A 19335-nucleotide genomic window follows, 5' to 3' on the forward strand; every position below is an offset into this window, starting at 1 on the left:
CCTCGCGCCCTACGCGGGGGGTGGCCCCCCCCGTTGGCCCCCCCGGGGGCCGGGGGGGGGGCCGGTCCCGCGGCCCCGCCCCCCCCCGGCGGCCCATACCCCGCCCCACGGCGGGTGCGGGTCAGGGAGCGGTGGGCTCCCGGACGGGTTCGGGCGCCGAGGCGACAGAAGCGGGGACGGGCAGGGTCACGGACCTGGTCCCGGACGTGTGCGCGGGAACCGTGACGGGCGCGGTCCGGCTCACGGCTCGGTTCGCCGCGGAACGGGCGACGGGGGCTCGCGGGGGCTTCGGCGTCGGCACCGTCATGGCGACGAGCACGCCGAGGGCGACCGCGGCGACGACGACGACGGCGATCCCGGGGCCCGAACTGGTCTGCGACAGCAGCAGCATGGCGAGCGTCGAGAAGATGACGGTGCAGGAACCGTACGTGAGCTGTGCGACTGTCGGACGAGGCATGGCAATCGTGTCCTCGGGAGCGGGGGCGGTCTCGACTCTATTCGGCTGCATGCCCGAGCGGAACCAACGGTAAGCGTGACCTAACCCACGGTGCCGGAGCACAGGGGGCGCACGGAGTCATGACGTCCACCAGGTGGACTGCCCCGCGCGCCCGCCGGAGGCTACGTCAAGAAACCTTCACGCGTCCGCAATGCGGACGCCGTCTCCTAATAATGCACTTGACCTGTCCAAGTCAAGGTCTGTCTTTTCTTCTAAACCAGTAGTCAAATGGCGTCACTTGACTACACGCGTATAACAGCGCGCGGACTTTCCTTGACAGGAATCCCCCTACCGCGCGGGCTGACGCGTGCGTGGGAGGACATCAAGTGACCAGTAGATCCTGGACGTTCCGCACGGCCGCCACAGTCGTCGCACTCGCGGCGGCCACGGCGACGTTCACGACGTTCGCCGTGGCGCAGGCCGCCGAGAACAGCTCGGCGCAGTCCCCGGCGGCGGGCCGGCACGACCCGCAGCCGGCCAAGGCCCGCCAGCACGACTTCGACGGGCCGCTCAGCAAGACGCAGGAGGCGCAGCGCGAGGAGGCGCTCAAGGAGGTCATAGCCGGTCGGTCGACGGTCAAGAACCGCGCCGGCTCGAAGGTCGTCCAGCTCAAGAGCAAGAAGGGCGACAGCAAGTTCGTCGAGCTCGGCCGCGAGAAGACCGACAAGATCTTCACGATCCTCGTCGAGTTCGGCGACCAGGTCGACAGCCGCTACGGCGGCACGCCCGGCCCGCTGCACAACCAGATAGCCAAGCCGGACCGCAAGCAGGACAACTCCACGGCCTGGCAGGCGGACTACGACCAGAAGCACTTCCAGGACCTGTACTTCGGCACCGGCAAGAACGCCGAGTCGCTCAAGAAGTACTACGAGAAGCAGTCCTCGGGCCGCTACTCGGTCGACGGCGAGGTGACCGACTGGGTCAAGGTCCCCTACAACGAGGCCCGCTACGGCTCCAACAAGGCCTCCACCGGCGCCTGGTACGCGGTCCAGGACGGTGTCAACGCCTGGGTCGCCGAGCGCGAGGCCGCCGGTGACACGGCCGCCGAGATCAAGGCGGAGCTGGCCCAGTACGACCAGTGGGACCGCTACGACTTCGACGGCGACGGCGACTTCAACGAGCCCGACGGCTACATCGACCACTTCCAGATCGTGCACGCCGGCGAGGACGAGTCCGCGGGCGGCGGCGCGCAGGGCGAGGACGCCATCTGGGCCCACCGCTGGTACGCCTTCGGCACCGACGCCGGCTCCACCGGCCCGGACACCAACAAGCTCGGCGGCGCCCAGGTCGGCGACACCGGCATCTGGGTCGGCGACTACACCATCCAGCCGGAGAACGGCGGACTCGGCGTCTACGCGCACGAGTACGGCCACGACCTCGGCCTGCCGGACGAGTACGACACCTCCGGCGGCGGCGAGAACTCCACCGGCTTCTGGACGCTGATGTCCTCCGGTTCCTGGCTGGGCACCGGCAAGGACACCATCGGCGACCTCCCCGGCGACATGAACGCCTGGGACAAGCTGCAGCTGGGCTGGCTCGACTACGACGTCGCCACGGCCGGCAAGAAGTCGAACCACACGCTGGGCGTCGCGGAGTACAACACCAAGAACCCGCAGGCCCTCATCGTCCAGCTGCCCGACAAGACGGTCACCACCGAGGTGGTCGCCCCGGCGCAGGGCAAGACGCAGTGGTGGAGCGGCAGCGGCAACGACCTGCGCAACTCCCTGTCCCGCTCGGTCGACCTGACGGGCAAGTCCGCCGCGAGCCTCACCCTCGACGGCTGGTGGGACATCGAGGCCGACTACGACTTCCTCTACACCGAGGTGTCCACCGACGGCGGCGCCAACTGGACGCCGATCGACGGCAAGCTGGCCGACGGCAGCGCCATCACCCGTGACGGCAGCGGCAAGCCCGCCCTCACCGGCTCGGTCGCGGCCTACCAGAAGCTGACCTACTCGCTGGACGCCTACGCGGGCAAGAAGGTCGCCCTGCGCTTCCGCTACCAGAGCGACGGCGGCGTGGCCCTGAAGGGCTTCGCGGCCGACGAGATCACGGTGACCGCCGACGGCGCGACCCTCTTCTCCGACAACGCCGAGGCCCAGGACACCGCCTGGACGGCGAACGGCTTCTCCCGCATCGGCGCGTCCATCACGGACGACTACCCGCAGTACTACATCGCCGAGAACCGCCAGTACACGTCGTACGACAAGACCCTCAAGGTCGGCCCGTACAACTTCGGCTTCTCGACGACCCGTCCGTCCTGGGTCGAGCACTACCCGTACCAGAACGGTCTGCTGATCTGGAAGTGGGACACCTCGCAGGCCGACGACAACACCAGCCAGCACAACGGCACGGGCCTGATCCTGCCGGTCGACTCGCACCCGACGCCGATGAAGTGGGCCGACGGCACGTACATGAACAGCCGGATCCAGTCCTTCGACTCGACCTTCACCCGCGCCGCGACCGACGCGTTCACGCTGCACAAGGCGGGCGTCGCGACCAAGGTCAAGTCGCGCATCGGCATCCCGGTCTTCGACGACGGAACGTCCACCTACTGGGACGCGAAGACCCCGCTCGCGGGCGTGAAGATCACTGACACCAACACCCGCATCAAGATCGTCAAGGAGCCGGCGGACGGCTCGACGATCAGCCTGCAGGTCGGACCCTCGGCGAAGTAGTCGACGTTTCCGCAGGTCAGACGCGTATCGGCGGCAACCCCTTGGCGGGTTGCCGCCGATCGTGTTTAGGTGCCTCCTGTGCCCTTCTTATTGACAGTGCCATCGACGCCCGCATCGACACCGACCCTGACCAGCACATCGGCGCCGCCCGTGGCGCCGATGCCGATACCGACGCGCACGGGGGTGTGACCGCATGGCCGCAGGAGGCTTCTGCAAGCTGCCCGACGGCATGGTGGTGGTGGCGCTGAACCTGCCCCGCCCCGCGGCGCGGGAGGGCCTCACAGGCCCCTCCACGGACGTCCGGTTCCTCGTCCACGCCCACAACCGCGCACGCGCCCTGACCCGGCTCCGCAACCTGGGCCTGCGGGCCGTCTACCTGCGCGGCAACGCGGCGCCCCCCACGCCGGACGAGATCACGGCCGTCCTGCACCACCCCGACGGCCTGGTCTGGCGCACCACCCCTGACAACGGTGTCCCCGTCGCCGGCGGGCCCGCGGGCCCCCAGCTGTGGCGCCCCGTCCGGGCCCTCCTCGACGCGGCGGCGGCCTAGGCCGGCCCGCCCCGCAGGCGGCTCAGTACGCCTCCACCACCCGGACGTCCTCCTCCGTGACCACGCCGTCCACGATGCGGAACGAGCGGAACTGGAACTCGCCGAGGCCGTCGGTGTCGGCGGTGGAGACCAGGACGTAGTGCGCGCCGGGCTCGTTCGCGTAGGAGATGTCGGTGCGGGAGGGGTGGGCCTCGGTCGCGGTGTGGGAGTGGTAGATGACCACCGGCTCCTCGTCGCGGTCGTCCATCTCGCGGTACAGCTTGAGCAGGTCGCCCGAGTCGAACTCGTAGAACGTGGGGGACATGGCCGCGTTCAGCATCGGGACGAAGCGCTCCGGTCGGTCCGTGCCCGCCGGCCCCGCGACCACGCCGCACGCCTCGTCGGGGTGGTCCTTGCGCGCGTGGGCGACGATCCGGTCGTGCAGGTCCTGGGTGATGGTCAGCATGGTCGCCAGGATAAGCAAAGGGGCTGCTCCGTACCGAGGAGTGGTACGGAACAGCCCACATCGCGGACGGTCCGGGTGTCCGCCGCAGGGAGCGCCACGAGTGCTCCCTGCGGCGCGGACGCCCGGCCGGCGCCTCAGCCGACCTTCTCGAACTCCGGCTCGCGCCGGGCGGCGACCTGCGGGTTGCGGCTCTTCAGGACCGCCCAGCCGATGCCGAGGGCGGCGGCCCAGCCCGCCATCACGTACAGACAGACCCGCGAGTCGGCGTCGTACGCGATCAGGCCGGTGACGAAGAGCAGGAACACGATGGCCACCCAGCTGAACGCCGAGCCGCCCGGGGCCGGGAAGCTGGACGCGGGCAGCCGGCCCGCGACGACCGCGCGGCGGTACAGCACGTGGCTGATCAGGATCATCAGCCAGGTCCAGATGCCGGCCGCGGTGGCGACGGAGGTGACGTAGCCGAAGGCCTTCTCCGGGACGACGTAGTTCAGGATCACGCCGATGCCCATGAAGAGGACCGAGACGGTGATGCCGAACGCCGGCGTCTTGGACGCGGACAGCTTGCGGAAGACCGCCGGGGCCTCGCCGCTGTCGGCCAGGTTGCGCAGCATGCGGCCGGTCGAGTACATGCCGGAGTTGCACGAGGACAGCGCGGCCGTCAGCACGACGAAGTTGACGATGCCCGCGCCCGCCGGGATGCCGATCTTCGCGAAGGCCGCGACGAACGGTGAGACGCCGGGTGCGAACTCGGTCCACTTCACTACGCACAGGATGACGGTGAGCGCGCCGACGTAGAACAGCGCGATCCGCCACGGCAGCGTGTTGATCGCCTTCGGGAGGGTCTTCTCCGGGTTCTCCGACTCACCGGCCGTGACGCCGACCAGCTCGACCGCGAGGTAGGCGAACATGACGCCCTGCAGGGTCATCAGGGACGAGCCGACGCCCTTGGGGAAGAAGCCGTCGAAGGCCCACAGGTTGGAGACCGCGGCCGTGTCGCCGGCCGAGCTGAAACCGAAGGTGAGGACGCCCAGACCGATGACGATCATGCCGATCAGCGCGGTGACCTTGACCATCGAGAACCAGAACTCGAGTTCCCCGAACACCTTCACGGAGATCAGGTTGACCCCGAACAGGATCACCAGGAAGACCAGCGCCGTCACCCACTGGGGGACGGCCGGGAACCAGTAGTTGACGTAGATCGCGGCGGCCGTCAGCTCGGCCATGCCGGTGACGACCCACATCAGCCAATAGGTCCAGCCGGTGAAGTACCCGAAGAACGGGCCGAGGAATTCGCGGGAGTACTCCGCGAACGAGCCCGAGACCGGGCGGTACAGCAGCAGCTCGCCGAGTGCCCGCATGATGAAGAAGACGATCGCGCCGGCGAGGGCGTACATCACGATGAGGCTGGGGCCGGCCTTGGCGATGTTCGCCCCGGCGCCCAGGAAGAGGCCGACGCCGATGGCGCCGCCGATGGCGATCATCTGGACCTGGCGGCTGCCGAGTCCGCGTTCGTACCCCTCTTCGGGAGTGTCAGTGACGGCGGTGTCAGTGACCTTCTCAGAGGACATGTGGTGGTGCGCCTTTCTCCATGCCGATCCGGACCTCTCGTCGGCCTCGGATCGGGTTTCGATCCCCCCGGACTGATGGAGCGATGCCTGGCCGGCGATCAACCGGCTCGGTGGCGCACCCGGCGGAACATACGGGTGGTGTTCGCCGGGCGGTCGTGAAGATTTATCACGCCCGCACCGTCGGTCGGCGGCGGAACGTGTGGCGCACGACACCAGAAGAAGCGGATGAACGTGACACAAAGAGGACACTCCCGGCCGTCGCGGTGACGCGATCGTTATCCGGATTTGAGCGTCCTCTGAGCGAACGGGAAATGCGTACGAACCGGCGCGTAACGGCCACGGCATCCGCGTAACGGCTACGGCATCCGCGCAGCGGTTACGGCATCAGGGTCGTCACCAGGGTCTCCTGGAGCCCGCCCAGCCACAGGTACGCCATCACCATCGGCTTGCGCGGGTCCTCGTCCGGCAGCCGGTAGAGGAGGTCGGTGTCTTCCTCGTCGGTGATCTCCAGCCGGGAGCCGATCGCCAGCCGCAGATCGTTCAGCGCCCGCAGCCACTGCTGGGACTCCTGCGGCGTCAGCTTCAGGACCGCGCCGCCCTCGGCGGCCGCCTCGGAGGCCAGCCCGTCCAGCGAGCGGACCACCGTCAGGGCGTTCTCCCGCTTGCCGGCCCGCAGGTCGTTCTCCGTGTAGCGGCGGAACTCGGCGGAGTGCGCCTTCTGCTCGTCCGCCTCCCGGGGCCCCGGGGTGGCCTCCGGGTCGGTGTAGGCGTCCGGGAAGAGCCTCCGGAGCACGGGGTCGGCGGGCGGCTCGCTCGGCCCCTCGGCGAAGAGCTCGGCGAGCGGGTCGTCGGGGGCGTCCTCGGCGGGGCCGGGGCCGATCAGCTCCAGGAGCTGCACGGCCAGCGACCGGATGATGGAGATCTCGACGTCGTCGAGCGCGACGGCCGCGCCGCCGCCGGGGAGCGGTTCGAAGTGTCCAGGCATATGAGGGGAGGCTACTTCCGGTCCTGCTGGAGGGTGGCCCACAGGCCGTACCCGTGCATGGCCTGCACGTCGCGTTCCATCTCCTCGCGGGAACCGCTGGAGACGACCGCCCGGCCCTTGTGGTGGACGTCGAGCATGAGCTTGGTGGCCTTGTCCTTCGAGTAGCCGAAGTACGCCTGGAAGACGTACGTCACGTAGCTCATGAGGTTGACCGGGTCGTTGTGGACGATCGTGACCCAGGGGACGTCCGGCTCGGGTACGGCGAAGACCTCCTCCGCCGACTCGGTGCGTTCGATCTCAAGGGGAGCGGGTGACGTCACAAGGCCCATGCTGCCACGCCGCAGTGAAATCGTCACACCGACGAAAAGGGGGTAGCATCCTCGTCATGAACACAGCGGACCTTGGGCTGCCGGTGCGAGTCCCGTCGACGGCGCTCTTCACGGACCAGTACGAGCTGACGATGCTGCAGGCCGCGTTGAAGGCGGGCACCGCCGAACGCCGCAGCGTGTTCGAGGTCTTCACCCGCAGGCTGCCGGACGGCCGGCGCTACGGCGTCGTCGCCGGCACCGGCCGGGTCCTGGACGCGGTGGAGAACTTCCGCTTCGACGCCGACCTCCTCGACTTCCTGCGCGAACGCCGCATCGTCGACGGGACCACCCTCGACTGGCTCGCCGGATACCGCTTCTCGGGTGACATCAGCGGCTACCCCGAGGGCGAGGTCTACTTCCCCGGCTCGCCCATCATGCGCGTCGAGGGCTCCTTCGCCGAGTGCGTCCTCCTCGAGACCGTCATCCTCTCCATCCTCAACCACGACTCCGCCATCGCCGCCGCGGCCTCCCGCATGTCCTCCGCCGCCGGCGAACGCCCCCTCATCGAGATGGGCGCCCGCCGCACCCACGAACTCGCCGCGGTCGCCGCCGCCCGCGCCGCCTACATCGGCGGCTTCACCACCACCTCCGACCTCGCCGCCGGCTTCCGCTACGGCATCCCCACCGTCGGCACCAGCGCCCACGCCTTCACCCTCCTCCACGACGAGGAGCGCGACGCCTTCCGCGCCCAGGTCGACTCCCTCGGCCGCGGCACCACCCTCCTCGTCGACACCTACGACGTCGCCGAGGCCGTCCGCACGGCCGTCGACATCGCCGGACCCGAGCTCGGCGCCGTCCGCATCGACTCCGGCGACCTCCTCCTCGTCGCCCACCGGGTGCGCCGGCAGCTCGACGACCTCGGCGCCACCGGCACCCGCATCATCGTCACCTCCGACCTCGACGAGTACGCCATCGCCTCCCTCGCCGCGGCCCCCGTGGACGCCTACGGGGTCGGCACCCAGCTCGTCACCGGCTCCGGACACCCCACGGCCTCCATGGTCTACAAACTCGTCGCCCGCGCGCAGTCCGACGACCCCGCCGCGCCGCTCGTCCCGGTGGCGAAGAAGTCGTCCGGCGGCAAGACCTCCGTCGGCGGCCGCAAGTGGGCCGCGCGCCGCCTCGACGCCCACGGCGTCGCCGAGGCCGAGGTCGTCGGCACCGGCGACGTCCCCGCCGAACTGGCCGACCGCATGCTCCTCGTCGACCTCGTCAGGGACGGCGCGGTCGTCGCCCGCGAGCCCCTCGACGCCGTCCGCGACCGCCATGTCGCCGCCCGCGCCGGCCTGCCCCTGTCCGCCACCCAGCTCTCCCGCGGCGAACCCGTCATCCCCACGGAGTATCTGCACGCCCCGTCGGGTAGCTAGGGCGTGGGCCCGGCGGGAGGGAGCGCGCCGGGCCCCCGGCCCGCCCCCTCCCGCAGCGCCGGCAAAGTCTCTAGGCTCAATTACTTCACCTTTCCTCCGGCTCGGAAGAACCGGAGGACCCCCACCGAAGGACACCGACCATGCGCCGCGCCTTGATCGTCGTAGACGTGCAGAACGACTTCTGCGAGGGGGGCAGCCTCGCGGTCGCCGGCGGCGCCGACGTGGCCGCCGCCATCACCGAGCTCATCGGCCAGGCCCCCGCCGGGTACCGGCACGTCGTCGCCACCCGTGACCACCACATCGCGCCCGGCGGCCACTTCGCCGACAACCCCGACTACGTCCACTCCTGGCCCGCGCACTGCGTCGCCGGCACCGAGGGCGTCGGCTTCCACCCCAACTTCGCCCCGGCCGTCGCCTCCGGGGCGGTCGACGCCGTCTTCTCCAAGGGCGACTACGCGGCCGCCTACAGCGGTTTCGAGGGCGCCGACGAGAACGGCGTCGGCCTGGGCGACTGGCTGCGCGACCGGCAGATCGACGAGGTCGACGTCGTCGGCATCGCCACCGACCACTGCGTCCGGGCCACCGCCCTGGACGCGGCCCGCGCGGGCTTCCGCACCCAGGTCCTGCTGTCCCTCACCGCCGGCGTCGCCGAGGCGACCACCGACCGCGCCCTGGAGGACATGCGCGCGGCGGGCGTCCACCTGACCGGAAAGCCCGTCGTCTGACGCCCCCTCGCCGCCGCCGCACCGGGAGGCCCTCCATCGGCACGATCCCACCCCCTGGACCCAATCCGTCCGCCATATGGGATCACACTCCGGACGCCTGACCGGGAATCGATACGATGAGCCCATGGTTCTGAACGACGTGAGCGACAAGACGCCGGGCGCACTGCTCGTGGCGCGGCTGCACGTCGACCTGTGCAGGCTCGCCAGCGCCATCTGTTGACGCAGGCCCTGCCGCCGTGGGCCGTGAGCCGCGGCGTCCCACACGCACGTTTCCGCGCTGCCCACACCTTCCGACAGGAGCCCTCAGCCATGGCCATCGAGGTCCGCATCCCCACCATCCTCCGCCAGTACACCGACGGCCAGAAGGCGGTGGAGGGCAGCGGTGAGACCCTCGCCGACCTGTTCACCGACCTCGAGACCCGCCATGCGGGCATCCACGCCCGCATCGTGGACGACGGCAAGCTGCGCCGCTTCGTCAACGTGTACCTGAACGACGAGGACGTCCGCTTCGTCGACGGCATCGACACCAAGCTGACCGACGGCGACACCGTGACGATCCTGCCGGCCGTCGCCGGCGGCATGGCCTGATCGGCCGCCGGACCCCATGCGTTACGACTCCCCGCTGGCCGCGGTGGGCAACACCCCTCTGGTGCGCCTGCCGCGGCTCTCGCCGTCCGCCGACGTCCGCATCTGGGCGAAGCTCGAGGACCGCAACCCCACCGGCTCCGTCAAGGACCGCCCCGCCCTGCACATGGTCGAGCAGGCCGAGAAGGACGGCCGCCTCACCCCCGGCTGCACCATCCTCGAGCCCACCAGCGGCAACACCGGCATCTCCCTCGCCATGGCGGCCAAGCTCAAGGGCTACCGCATCGTCTGCGTGATGCCCGAGAACACCTCGCAGGAACGCCGCGACCTGCTCGCCATGTGGGGCGCCGAGATCATCTCCTCCCCGGCCGCCGGCGGCTCCAACACCGCCGTGCGCGTCGCCAAGGAACTCGCCGCCGAGCATCCCGACTGGGTGATGCTCTACCAGTACGGCAACCCCGACAACGCGGGCGCCCACTACGCCACCACCGGCCCCGAGATCCTCGCCGACCTCCCCTCCATCACCCACTTCGTCGCCGGCCTCGGCACGACCGGGACCCTGATGGGCGTCGGCCGGTTCCTGCGCGAGAACAAGCCCGACGTGAAGATCGTCGCCGCCGAGCCGCGCTACGACGACCTCGTCTACGGCCTGCGCAACCTCGACGAGGGCTTCGTGCCGGAGCTGTACGACGCCTCCGTCCTCACCACCCGCTTCTCCGTCGGCTCGGCCGACGCCGTCACCCGCACCCGGGAACTCCTCCAGCAGGAGGGCATCTTCGCCGGAGTCTCCACCGGCGCCGCCCTGCACGCCGCGATCGGCGTCGGCAACAAGGCGCTGAAGGCGGGGGAGAGCGCCGACATCGCGTTCGTCGTGGCGGACGGCGGCTGGAAGTACCTGTCGACCGGCGTCTACACCGCGGCCACCACGGAGGAGGCGATCGAGACCCTCCAGGGCCAGCTCTGGGCGTAGACCCGACAGGGCCCGCCGCACGCGGTGCCGGAAAGGCCGGGGCACCGGCCGTAGGCCCGGAACCCGGCGGCGGACCTCAGGCGGTCAGATGACGGACCTGGTCCCACAGGACCGGGTCCACCACGCCCACCCGGCGCCGGAACTCACGCACCCGGACCTGGCGCAACTCGTCCGTCTCCAGGAAACTCCGCCGCCCCTGCGCGTCCCCGACGGCGCCCGGCGGCAGCGGGATCACCCCGGGACGCTCTCCCCGGTACTTGCTGGTGATCTTCGCGACGGTCACCCGGTCGCCGTGCACCGCCAGCACCAGACACGGCCGGTCCTTGGCCCGCCCGTCCCCCGCCGCCGTCCGGCCCGACCCGTTCCCGGCGCCGGAGGAGCGCGGTGACCCCCGCCGCCCGTCCCCCCATGATTCCGGCCCGTCCTCGAACGGCACGTTCGCCCACCAGATCTCCGCCGGCTGCGGCCGCCCCGCACGATCGCGCCCCCGCGCCGGCCGTCCCGTCGCCGGACGCTTCGGCCGACCGGGCGGCCTGGTCCCGCCTTCCCGCGGACGCCGCCCGCGACCCCAGCCGTCCACGAGCGCGGCGACCAGCGCCAGCAGTACCACCGCGGCGAGCGCGAGCCACCAGGACGTGTCCATACGACGACGTTACCGGCGGCCCCACCAGCGCGCGACCATCAACGCGCGCCCCCTGGTGCATCCCGCACGCCCTTGGTCCAGCCGAACCGGTGACAGCGCAGGTGAGTTCGCCCACAACGGCCCCTGGCGGAGGAGCGACCCGGCGTTTTGCGCCTTACGCTCGACGAACCGCACGACCCCCGTCGCCCCATGTGACGATCAATCGTTCACGGTCCCTTCCGGACCCTTCCCGGTTACCCGCCAGCGGAGGTTTCTGCTTTATGAAGCTCACCGTCGTCGGCTGCTCGGGGTCGTTCCCCTCCGCGGAATCGGCCTGCTCGAGCTACCTCGTCGAGGCCGACGGCTTCCGGTTGCTTCTCGACATGGGCAACGGCGCCCTCGGCGAGCTGCAGCGCCACTGCGGTCTCTACGACCTCGACGCGATCTTCCTGAGCCATCTGCACGCCGACCACTGCATCGACATGTGCGCGTACTTCGTCGCGCGCTACTACCGGCACGACGGCGGGCGCTGCGACCCCATCCCGGTCTACGGCCCCGAGGGCACCGAGCACCGCCTGACCACCGCCTACGCCGACACCCCCTCCGCCTCCTCCATGAGCGAGGTCTTCGACTTCCACACCGTCAAGCCGTCCACCTTCGACATCGGCCCGTTCACCGTGCACACGGAGCGGGTCGCCCACCCGGTGGAGGCGTACGGCATCCGCGTCGAGCACGGCGGCAGATCGCTGACGTACTCCGGCGACACGGGCGTCAGCCCCGCACTGCTGGAACTCGCCCGCGACACGGACCTGTTCCTCTGCGAGGCCGCCTTCACCCACGGCAAGGAGAACATCCCCGACCTGCACCTCAACGGCCGCGAGGCCGGAGAGACGGCGAGCCGGGCGGGCGCGCGCAAACTGGTGCTGACCCACATCCCGCCGTGGACGGACCCCCAGGTCAACCTCGAGGACGCCCGCGCGGTGTTCGACGGCCCGGTGGAACTGGCCGCGCCACGGCAGACGTACGAGATCTGAGTTCCCCGCACGCCCAGCAGACGAAGACCCCCGGAGCGGTTCAGGGCTCCGGGGGTCTTCGCGTGCCGCGCGGGGGAGGGCGAACGGCCGAGGGCGTCGCCTACGCCTTCGTGAGGTCCTCGACCTCCTCCTCGGGCTCCCGGCCCGGGGTGGGGAGGTTCCACTTGATGATGGCGAAGCGGAAGACGACGTAGTAGATCGCGCCGAAGACCAGTCCGATCGGGATGATGAGCCAGGGCTTGGTGGCGAGGTTCCAGTTCAGCGCGTAGTCGAGGAAGCCGGCCGAGAAGTTGAAGCCGGCGTGCACCCCCAGTCCCCACGTGACGGCCATCGAGACCGCGGTCAGCACCGCGTGGATGACGTACAGGAGCGGGGCGATGAACATGAACGAGAACTCGATCGGCTCGGTCACACCGGTGACGAAAGACGTCAGCGCGAGCGAGATCATCATGCCCATCACGGCCTTGCGGCGCTCGGGGCGGGCGCAGTGCGCCATCGCGATGGCCGCCGCCGGGAGACCGAACATCATGATCGGGAAGAAGCCGGACATGAACATACCGGCCGACGGGTCGCCGTGCAGGAAGCGGTTGTAGTCGCCGTTGAAGACCTGACCGGCCGTGTCCTTGAACTCACCCAGCTGGAACCAGGCGACGGTGTTGACGAACTGGTGCATGCCGATCGGAATGAGGGCACGGTTGACCAGGCCGAACAGGGCCGAGCCGACGGCTCCGAGGCCCGTCATCCACTCGCCGAAGTGGGTGATGCCGTCGCCGATGGGCTCCCAGACCAGGGAGAAGAAGACACCGACCAGGGCGCCGACGAAGGCCATCAGGATCGGCACCAGACGGCGGCCGTTGAAGAAGCCGAGCCAGTCCACGAGCCTCGTGCGATGGAAACGCTGCCACATCAGGGCCGACAGCAGCCCCATGATGATGCCGCCCAGGACACCGGGGTTGTTGTACGAGGCCGCGACGATCTGGCCCTTCTCGATGTGCTCCTCGGTGAGGGGGAACGCCTCGAGCACCTTGCTGTAGACCAGGAAGCCCACCAGTGCGGCCAGCGCCGTGGAGCCGTCCGACTTCTTGGCGAAGCCGATGGCCACGCCTATACAGAACAGCATCGGCAGGCTGCCGGTGATGGCCCCGCCCGCGGCGTTGAAGACCGCGGCGACCTTGTCCCAGCCGAGACCGTCCTTGCCGAAGATGTCGTTCTGGCCGAGCCGGACCATGATGCCCGCCGCCGGCAGCACGGCGATGGGCAGCTGAAGGCTTCGGCCGACCTTCTGGAGGCCCTGGAAAAGGCCGGATCCCCGCTTCTTCGCAGGGGCCGCCGTGGGCGCGGTGGCGGTGCTCATAGACTTCCTCCATCGGTGATGGTCTACACCACTCAGTGGTGTAGACCATGTTCTAGCACGATGGTGGCGATATAAGGAACCCGTCAAACGTGCAACCGAAGAACTACGCCCCGTGCCGGATCTTGCACCCTCGTTCCGCCGTGCACCGCGCGTGCGCCACGCATACGAAAGGGCCCCCGGAACCTGCTCCCAGGGGCCCATCACCCGCCGCCGCAAACCGCCCGCGCAGGCCTCCGCTCACGCCTTCGTGACGTCCTCCCGCTCCTCCTCCGGCTCCCGCCCCGGCGTCTTCAGATCGAACCTTGTGATCGCGAACCGGAAGATCACGTAGTAGACGGCCGCGAAACACAGACCGATCGGGACCATCGCCCACGGCCGCGTCGCCAGGTTCCAGTTGATGACGTAGTCGATCAACCCCGCCGAGAAACTGAACCCGTCATGCACGCCCAGCCCCCATGTCACCGCCATCGACACACCCGTCAGCACCGCGTGCACCGCATACAGCAACGGCGCGACGAACAGGAACGAGTACTCGATCGGCTCGGTGATGCCCGTCACGAACGACGTCAACGCCACCGACAGCATCAACCCCCCGACCTCCTTGCGCCGCCCCGGCCGCGCACAGTGCGTGATCGCCAGCGCCGCCGCCGGCAACGCGAACATCATGATCGGGAAGAACCCCGAGGTGAACTGACCCGCATCCGGATCGCCCGCCAGGAACATGTTGATGTCACCGTGCACCACCGTCCCGTCCGGCTTCGTGAAACTCCCGAACTGGAACCAGATGGGCACGTTCAGGAACTGATGCAGACCGATCACCAGCAACGCCCGGTTCGCGACCCCGAAGATGCCCGCACCCCACGCGTCCAGCCCGTCCAGCCAGTCGCTGAAGTTCTCCAACGCGTCACCGATCGGCGGCCACACCCACAGACACAACGCGGCGAACACGATCGCGACGAACGCCATGATGATCGGCACCAACCGCCGCCCGTTGAAGAACCCCAGCCAGTCCACCAACTTCGTCCGGTGATACCGCTGCCAGAAGAACGCCGTCAGCAGACCCATCACGATCCCGCCGAACACCCCCGGATTCTGGTACGTGAACGCCCCCACCGTGTTGTCCGTCGCCTGGCACCCGATGTTCGGAATCACCTTCGAACCGGGCGCGCAGTCCTCCGGGAACTGCCGCAACACGTTGTAGTAGACGAGGAATCCCGCCACCGCCGCCAGCGCCGTCGAACCGTCCGACTTCTTCGCCATACCGATCGCCACACCGATGCAGAACAACAGCGGAAGCCCGAGAGAACCGTCGAGCAGCGCCGCCCCCGCACCCGCCATCACCTTCGCCACGTCCGTCCAGCCCAGCCCGTCGTCCCCGAACACATCAGGCTGACCGAGCCGGTTGAGAATGCCCGCGGCCGGCAGCACCGCGATCGGCAACTGCAGACTCCGGCCCATCTTCTGCAGACCCTGGAACGCGCTGTGCCAACGCCTTCGCGCAGGGCTGACCTCGGACGGGGCGCTCTCGGCACTCATCGTTTGGCGACCGCCTGTCAGGTGGTGTAGACCAGCTACGGACGATTGGGGCTACTGTGACGCCATCCTTCGGCACACACGCCGCACTCGCTCGCGAAGCTGGGCCAACTGTGGGTTACTGCCCCCAGCGGTCCGACACGCAATCACAGCCGGCACCAGGGAATTCAGGGAGACCGAACATGGCCACCAAGGCTGAGAAGATCGTCGCCGGACTCGGCGGACTCGACAACATCGAAGAGATCGAAGGCTGCATCACCCGCCTGCGCACCGAGGTCAGCGACGCCTCACTCGTCGACGAAGCCGCCCTGAAGGCCGCCGGCGCCCACGGCGTCGTCAAGATGGGCACCGCCATCCAGGTCGTCATCGGCACCGACGCCGACCCCATCGCAGCGGAGATCGAAGACATGATGTGAGCCCCCCGCCCACACCCACGGAGCTCAACGGCGACCGGCCCCGCGAGTCCGCCCGACGCCACCGCCCGACGACTCCACCCCAGGGGCTCCTCCTCTCCACGGGAGGAGCCCCTCGCCCGTACCACTAGGCTCAGCGCCATGTCTCGCATCGACGGCCGCACCCCCGAACAGCTCCGCCCCGTCACCATCGAACGCGGCTGGAGCAAGCACGCCGAAGGCTCCGTCCTCGTCTCCTTCGGCGACACCAAGGTCTTCTGCACCGCCTCCGTCACCGAAGGCGTCCCCCGCTGGCGCAAAGGCAGCGGCGAAGGCTGGGTCACCGCCGAATACTCCATGCTCCCCCGCGCCACCAACACCCGCGGCGACCGCGAATCCGTCCGCGGCAAGATCGGCGGACGCACCCACGAGATCTCCCGCCTCATCGGCCGCTCCCTGCGCGCCGTCATCGACTACAAGGCCCTCGGCGAGAACACCATCGTCCTCGACTGCGACGTCCTCCAGGCCGACGGCGGCACCCGCACCGCCGCCATCACCGGCGCGTACGTCGCCCTCGCCGACGCCGTCTCCTGGGCCCAGGGCAAGAAGCTGATCAAGGCCGGCCGCCAGCCCCTCACCGGCACGGTGTCCGCCGTCTCCGTCGGCATCGTCGCCGGCGTCCCGCTCCTCGACCTGCGCTACGAGGAAGACGTCCGCGCCGAGACCGACATGAACGTCGTCTGCACCGGCGACGGCCGCTTCGTCGAGGTCCAAGGCACCGCCGAAGCCGAGCCGTTCGCCCGCGACGAACTCAACTCCCTCCTCGACCTCGCCGTTTCCGGCTGCGCCGAACTGACCGCACTCCAGCGCACGGCACTTGACGCCGCCCTCGAAAAGTAAAGAGCACACCAAGAACGGCGGCGGGCGCGGGCAACCGGTCCGCCCGCCGTCGCGTCTAGGCCAGTACACCGACGGGGGCCCCTGGGCCTGACAAGGGGAGGAACACAGTTATGTCCACGGCCGCGAGCCGACGCCCGCTCCGGCGTCGCCGAACCGTCATCGCCGCCACCACGGCGGCCGTCGCCCTCACCCTGGGACTGACGACCACCGGCTGCGACGCCGTCAACAAGGCCCTCGACTGCGTCCAGACCGCGGACTCGATCGCCGACAGCGTCACCGACCTCCAGCAGGCCGTGGAGAACGCCGCGAACGACCCGACCCAGACACAGGAGTCGCTGACCTCCATCGAGAACAACCTCGACAAGATAGGCGACAAGACGGACAACGCCGACGTCGACAAGGCGGTCGACGACCTCCGCAAAGCCGTCGCGAACGTCCGCACCGCCGTCAAGAACGGCGACAACACCCCCGACGTCAGCCCCGTCACCGACGCGGCCGGCGAACTGACCAAGGTCTGCACCCCCTAGCGACCGCCGCGCCGGACCGGGCGGCCGGGATACTGGGCGCATGACCCGCCTGATCCTCGCCACCCGCAACGCCGGAAAGATCACCGAACTCAGGTCGATCCTCGCCGACGCAGGCCTGCCCCACGACCTCGTCGGCGCGGACGCCTACCCCGACATCCCCGACGTCAGGGAAACCGGCGTCACCTTCGCCGAGAACGCGCTGCTGAAAGCCCACGCCCTCGCCCGGGCCACCGGCCACCCGGCCGTCGCCGACGACTCCGGCCTCTGCGTGGACGTCCTGAACGGCGCCCCCGGCATCTTCTCCGCCCGCTGGTCGGGCCGCCACGGCGACGACAAGGCCAACCTCGACCTCCTCCTGGCCCAGCTGTCCGACATCGCGGACGAACACCGCGGCGCCCACTTCGCCTGCGCGGCGGCCCTGGCCCTCCCGGACGGCACGGAACGCGTCGTCGAAGGCCGGCTGACGGGCGTCCTGCGCTTCGCACCCGAGGGCACGAACGGCTTCGGCTACGACCCGATCCTCCAGCCCGACGGCGAGACGCGCACCTGCGCGGAACTGACGGCGGAGGAGAAGAACGCGATCAGCCACCGAGGCAAGGCATTCCGAGGGCTGGTACCAGCGGTCCGGGAGTTGCTGGGCTGAGCGAAAAGAAGGGGCCGCCTGATCCGGCGGCCCCTTCCGAGGTGTGCGGCCGGTGGGACTCGAACCCACACGGGTGGTTAACCCACTGGGACCTAAACCCAGCATGTCTGACCAAATTCCATCACGGCCGCTCAAAAACGGTCATCAAGCTCGACCGGTGGCCACCAGTGTACGGGCGTCGCAGCTCACCCGGCGAGTGGCACTCCACCCTTGCGGCGGCACCACGTAGCCGTCAAGGCGTGGCAGTTCGGGCACAGGTACCGCAGGTTCTCCTCGCGATTGTCCCGCCAGTCGCCGTTGACGTGGTCGATCTGCAGGGTGATCGGCCGACCCCGCCACTCGCCGGGGTTGGCGCACTCCGCACACGCGTACGACCTTCCGACTTCCGTCAGAGCTTGGTGCAGTCGGGTCCTGTTGGTTCGCCCGGCCTGGGCGGGCAGGGCGACCAGCACTCGATCCGCAATCGGCGAAGGCGCGGGACGCTCAGGTCGTCCCCAAGTCCGACGAGTGAAGTGACTGGTATCCAGGTCCAGGCGGGAGGCGGCGCGTCGCACGCGCCGGTGATTGGTGTCGTTGACCTCCATGCCGAGCCCGCGCATGACGTCGGCGTAGCTCGTGGACGCGGGTACGAGGTCCCGCAACCGGTCCTCGGGAATCGCCGCGCGCCGGTACGAGAAGTGAGCGACGTCGATCCGCTGCGCCGCCAGCATCCGGGCGAGCGCTGTCCGGGAGCGGTTGTCATCGGGGACGCCCAGTGCGCGTGCCATGCCGCGTATGCTCGAGGCCGAGAGCGCGGTGTGACGTGCTCTTGCAGCACCCTGCGTTGGCCGCCGCTCGACTTGAGGCCGAGTCGTCGCATGAGGTCGGCCCAGCAGCGAGCCTCGGCGACTTCCTGCGCGAGCCTCTCCCCGCTGTAACGGTCCGCCGTCTCTGCTGAGTTCCGCACGCCCATCCGAACCCCCTCCGTCTCCCGGCCACCCGTTCGTGGGCTCGTACGGAGTAACGAACCGGTTATCGGACAGTCACGCACGGAACGTGAAGCGGCCCGCGTCGGGTGTTCGACGCGGACCGCTCGGGTGTCGGGGAGGGGGACCTCAGATGCCCAGGTCCTTGATGATCTTGGCGACGTGGCCGGTGGCGCGGACGTTGTAGAGGGCGTGTTCGACCTTGCCCTCCTCGTCCACGACGATCGTGGAGCGGATGACGCCCATGTAGGTCTTGCCGTAGTTCTTCTTCTCGCCGAACGCGCCGTACGCGTCGAGGGCGGTCTTCTCGGGGTCGGCCAGGAGGGTGACCTTCAGGGACTCCTTCTCGCGGAACTTGCCCAGCTTCTCGGGGCTGTCCGGGGAGATGCCGAGGACGTCGTAGCCCGCGGCGGCCAGGAGGTCGAGGTTGTCGGTGAAGTCGCAGGCCTGCTTCGTGCAGCCGGGGGTCAGGGCGGCCGGGTAGAAGTAGACGATGACCTTGCGGCCCTTGTGGTCCGACAGGGACACCTGGTTGCCGTCGGCGTCGGAGAGGGTGAAGGCGGGGGCCACGTCCCCGGGCTGGAGTCGCTCGCTCATCGGTCCAGCGTAACCGGGGGTCCCGGCGGTGCGG

Annotated in this window: 22 protein-coding genes and 1 tRNA gene; 12 read left to right on the plus strand and 11 right to left on the minus strand. The window is 69.5% G+C overall.

What is annotated here, in order from left to right; genetic code table 11:
- Positions 1-121 precede the first annotated feature (121 nt).
- Positions 122-457 carry a hypothetical protein gene (locus tag ACH4ZA_RS17875; RefSeq protein WP_319276383.1) on the minus strand — a complete coding sequence of 112 codons (336 nt, stop codon included), beginning with the start codon at positions 455-457 and terminating at the stop codon, positions 122-124.
- 365 nt (positions 458-822) lie between these two features.
- Between ACH4ZA_RS17875 and ACH4ZA_RS17880 the strand changes: the two genes are divergently transcribed.
- On the plus strand, positions 823-3174 hold the full coding sequence (locus ACH4ZA_RS17880) for an immune inhibitor A domain-containing protein (RefSeq protein WP_319276384.1): 2352 nt from the start codon (positions 823-825) through the stop codon (positions 3172-3174).
- Between the two features lie 193 nt (positions 3175-3367).
- Positions 3368-3724 (plus strand): hypothetical protein, encoded by a 357-nt coding sequence (locus tag ACH4ZA_RS17885; RefSeq protein WP_319276386.1) that lies wholly within the window; start codon positions 3368-3370, stop codon positions 3722-3724.
- A gap of 22 nt (positions 3725-3746) precedes the next feature.
- On the opposite strand, the gene ACH4ZA_RS17890 is transcribed toward ACH4ZA_RS17885, so the two are convergent.
- The 4 genes from ACH4ZA_RS17890 to clpS all read right to left on the minus strand — a co-directional run bounded on the left by ACH4ZA_RS17890 (position 3747) and on the right by clpS (position 7051).
- Positions 3747-4169 (minus strand): M67 family metallopeptidase, encoded by a 423-nt coding sequence (locus tag ACH4ZA_RS17890; RefSeq protein WP_306952033.1) that lies wholly within the window; start codon positions 4167-4169, stop codon positions 3747-3749.
- A gap of 134 nt (positions 4170-4303) precedes the next feature.
- A complete protein-coding gene (locus ACH4ZA_RS17895; protein ID WP_398430231.1) occupies positions 4304-5737 on the minus strand; it encodes an amino acid permease in 1434 nt (477 codons plus the stop codon).
- Between the two features lie 376 nt (positions 5738-6113).
- Positions 6114-6722 carry a DUF2017 domain-containing protein gene (locus ACH4ZA_RS17900; RefSeq protein WP_319276388.1) on the minus strand — a complete coding sequence of 203 codons (609 nt, stop codon included), beginning with the start codon at positions 6720-6722 and terminating at the stop codon, positions 6114-6116.
- An 11-nt stretch (positions 6723-6733) separates the two neighbouring features.
- Positions 6734-7051 (minus strand): ATP-dependent Clp protease adapter ClpS, encoded by a 318-nt coding sequence (gene clpS / locus ACH4ZA_RS17905; protein WP_057574446.1) that lies wholly within the window; start codon positions 7049-7051, stop codon positions 6734-6736.
- A gap of 56 nt (positions 7052-7107) precedes the next feature.
- Here clpS and ACH4ZA_RS17910 point away from each other — a divergent pair, with 56 nt between their 5' ends.
- The 5 genes from ACH4ZA_RS17910 to ACH4ZA_RS17930 all read left to right on the plus strand — a co-directional run bounded on the left by ACH4ZA_RS17910 (position 7108) and on the right by ACH4ZA_RS17930 (position 10734).
- Positions 7108-8454 (plus strand): nicotinate phosphoribosyltransferase, encoded by a 1347-nt coding sequence (locus tag ACH4ZA_RS17910; protein ID WP_398430233.1) that lies wholly within the window; start codon positions 7108-7110, stop codon positions 8452-8454.
- 140 nt (positions 8455-8594) lie between these two features.
- The gene (locus tag ACH4ZA_RS17915) at positions 8595-9179 is read left to right on the plus strand and encodes an isochorismatase family protein (protein WP_319276390.1); all 585 of its coding nucleotides are present in this window, start codon (positions 8595-8597) and stop codon (positions 9177-9179) included.
- 124 nt (positions 9180-9303) lie between these two features.
- Positions 9304-9399 (plus strand): winged helix-turn-helix domain-containing protein, encoded by a 96-nt coding sequence (locus tag ACH4ZA_RS17920; protein ID WP_216825713.1) that lies wholly within the window; start codon positions 9304-9306, stop codon positions 9397-9399.
- Between the two features lie 89 nt (positions 9400-9488).
- Positions 9489-9767 (plus strand): MoaD/ThiS family protein, encoded by a 279-nt coding sequence (locus tag ACH4ZA_RS17925; protein ID WP_057574449.1) that lies wholly within the window; start codon positions 9489-9491, stop codon positions 9765-9767.
- A 16-nt stretch (positions 9768-9783) separates the two neighbouring features.
- A complete protein-coding gene (locus ACH4ZA_RS17930) occupies positions 9784-10734 on the plus strand; it encodes a PLP-dependent cysteine synthase family protein (protein WP_107443741.1) in 951 nt (316 codons plus the stop codon).
- Between the two features lie 76 nt (positions 10735-10810).
- Here ACH4ZA_RS17930 and ACH4ZA_RS17935 read toward each other — a convergent pair whose 3' ends face one another.
- The gene (locus tag ACH4ZA_RS17935) at positions 10811-11377 is read right to left on the minus strand and encodes a type II toxin-antitoxin system PemK/MazF family toxin (RefSeq protein WP_398430235.1); all 567 of its coding nucleotides are present in this window, start codon (positions 11375-11377) and stop codon (positions 10811-10813) included.
- Positions 11378-11637: 260 nt separating this feature from the next.
- Here ACH4ZA_RS17935 and ACH4ZA_RS17940 point away from each other — a divergent pair, with 260 nt between their 5' ends.
- The gene (locus ACH4ZA_RS17940; protein ID WP_306952049.1) at positions 11638-12390 is read left to right on the plus strand and encodes an MBL fold metallo-hydrolase; all 753 of its coding nucleotides are present in this window, start codon (positions 11638-11640) and stop codon (positions 12388-12390) included.
- A 100-nt stretch (positions 12391-12490) separates the two neighbouring features.
- Here ACH4ZA_RS17940 and ACH4ZA_RS17945 read toward each other — a convergent pair whose 3' ends face one another.
- Together ACH4ZA_RS17945 and ACH4ZA_RS17950 are read right to left on the minus strand one after the other, a co-directional pair.
- Complete coding sequence (locus ACH4ZA_RS17945; protein WP_398430237.1) at positions 12491-13744, minus strand: PTS transporter subunit EIIC; 1254 nt, start codon at positions 13742-13744, stop codon at positions 12491-12493.
- 237 nt (positions 13745-13981) lie between these two features.
- Positions 13982-15280, minus strand: coding sequence for a PTS transporter subunit EIIC (locus tag ACH4ZA_RS17950; RefSeq protein ID WP_319276393.1), 1299 nt, complete (start codon positions 15278-15280; stop codon positions 13982-13984).
- Between the two features lie 110 nt (positions 15281-15390).
- On the opposite strand from ACH4ZA_RS17950, the gene ACH4ZA_RS17955 reads away from it, so the two are divergent.
- The 4 genes from ACH4ZA_RS17955 to rdgB all read left to right on the plus strand — a co-directional run bounded on the left by ACH4ZA_RS17955 (position 15391) and on the right by rdgB (position 17739).
- Positions 15391-15693, plus strand: coding sequence for a PTS glucose/sucrose transporter subunit IIB (locus ACH4ZA_RS17955; protein WP_319276528.1), 303 nt, complete (start codon positions 15391-15393; stop codon positions 15691-15693).
- Between the two features lie 138 nt (positions 15694-15831).
- Positions 15832-16569, plus strand: coding sequence for a ribonuclease PH (rph, locus tag ACH4ZA_RS17960; RefSeq protein ID WP_319276394.1), 738 nt, complete (start codon positions 15832-15834; stop codon positions 16567-16569).
- A 110-nt stretch (positions 16570-16679) separates the two neighbouring features.
- On the plus strand, positions 16680-17096 hold the full coding sequence (locus ACH4ZA_RS17965; protein WP_319276395.1) for a hypothetical protein: 417 nt from the start codon (positions 16680-16682) through the stop codon (positions 17094-17096).
- Between the two features lie 40 nt (positions 17097-17136).
- Positions 17137-17739, plus strand: coding sequence for an RdgB/HAM1 family non-canonical purine NTP pyrophosphatase (rdgB, locus tag ACH4ZA_RS17970; protein WP_398430240.1), 603 nt, complete (start codon positions 17137-17139; stop codon positions 17737-17739).
- A gap of 44 nt (positions 17740-17783) precedes the next feature.
- On the opposite strand, the gene ACH4ZA_RS17975 is transcribed toward rdgB, so the two are convergent.
- From ACH4ZA_RS17975 to bcp, 3 genes are all read right to left on the minus strand, one after another.
- Positions 17784-17870: transfer RNA gene (locus ACH4ZA_RS17975), tRNA-Leu, on the minus strand.
- Between the two features lie 54 nt (positions 17871-17924).
- Positions 17925-18506 carry an HNH endonuclease signature motif containing protein gene (locus ACH4ZA_RS17980; RefSeq protein ID WP_398430242.1) on the minus strand — a complete coding sequence of 194 codons (582 nt, stop codon included), beginning with the start codon at positions 18504-18506 and terminating at the stop codon, positions 17925-17927.
- A gap of 327 nt (positions 18507-18833) precedes the next feature.
- Positions 18834-19301 carry a thioredoxin-dependent thiol peroxidase gene (gene bcp, locus ACH4ZA_RS17985; protein ID WP_266718165.1) on the minus strand — a complete coding sequence of 156 codons (468 nt, stop codon included), beginning with the start codon at positions 19299-19301 and terminating at the stop codon, positions 18834-18836.
- Positions 19302-19335: the final 34 nt, after the last annotated feature.

This window comes from Streptomyces sp. NPDC020597, assembly GCF_044335095.1.
GTDB lineage: Bacteria > Actinomycetota > Actinomycetes > Streptomycetales > Streptomycetaceae > Streptomyces.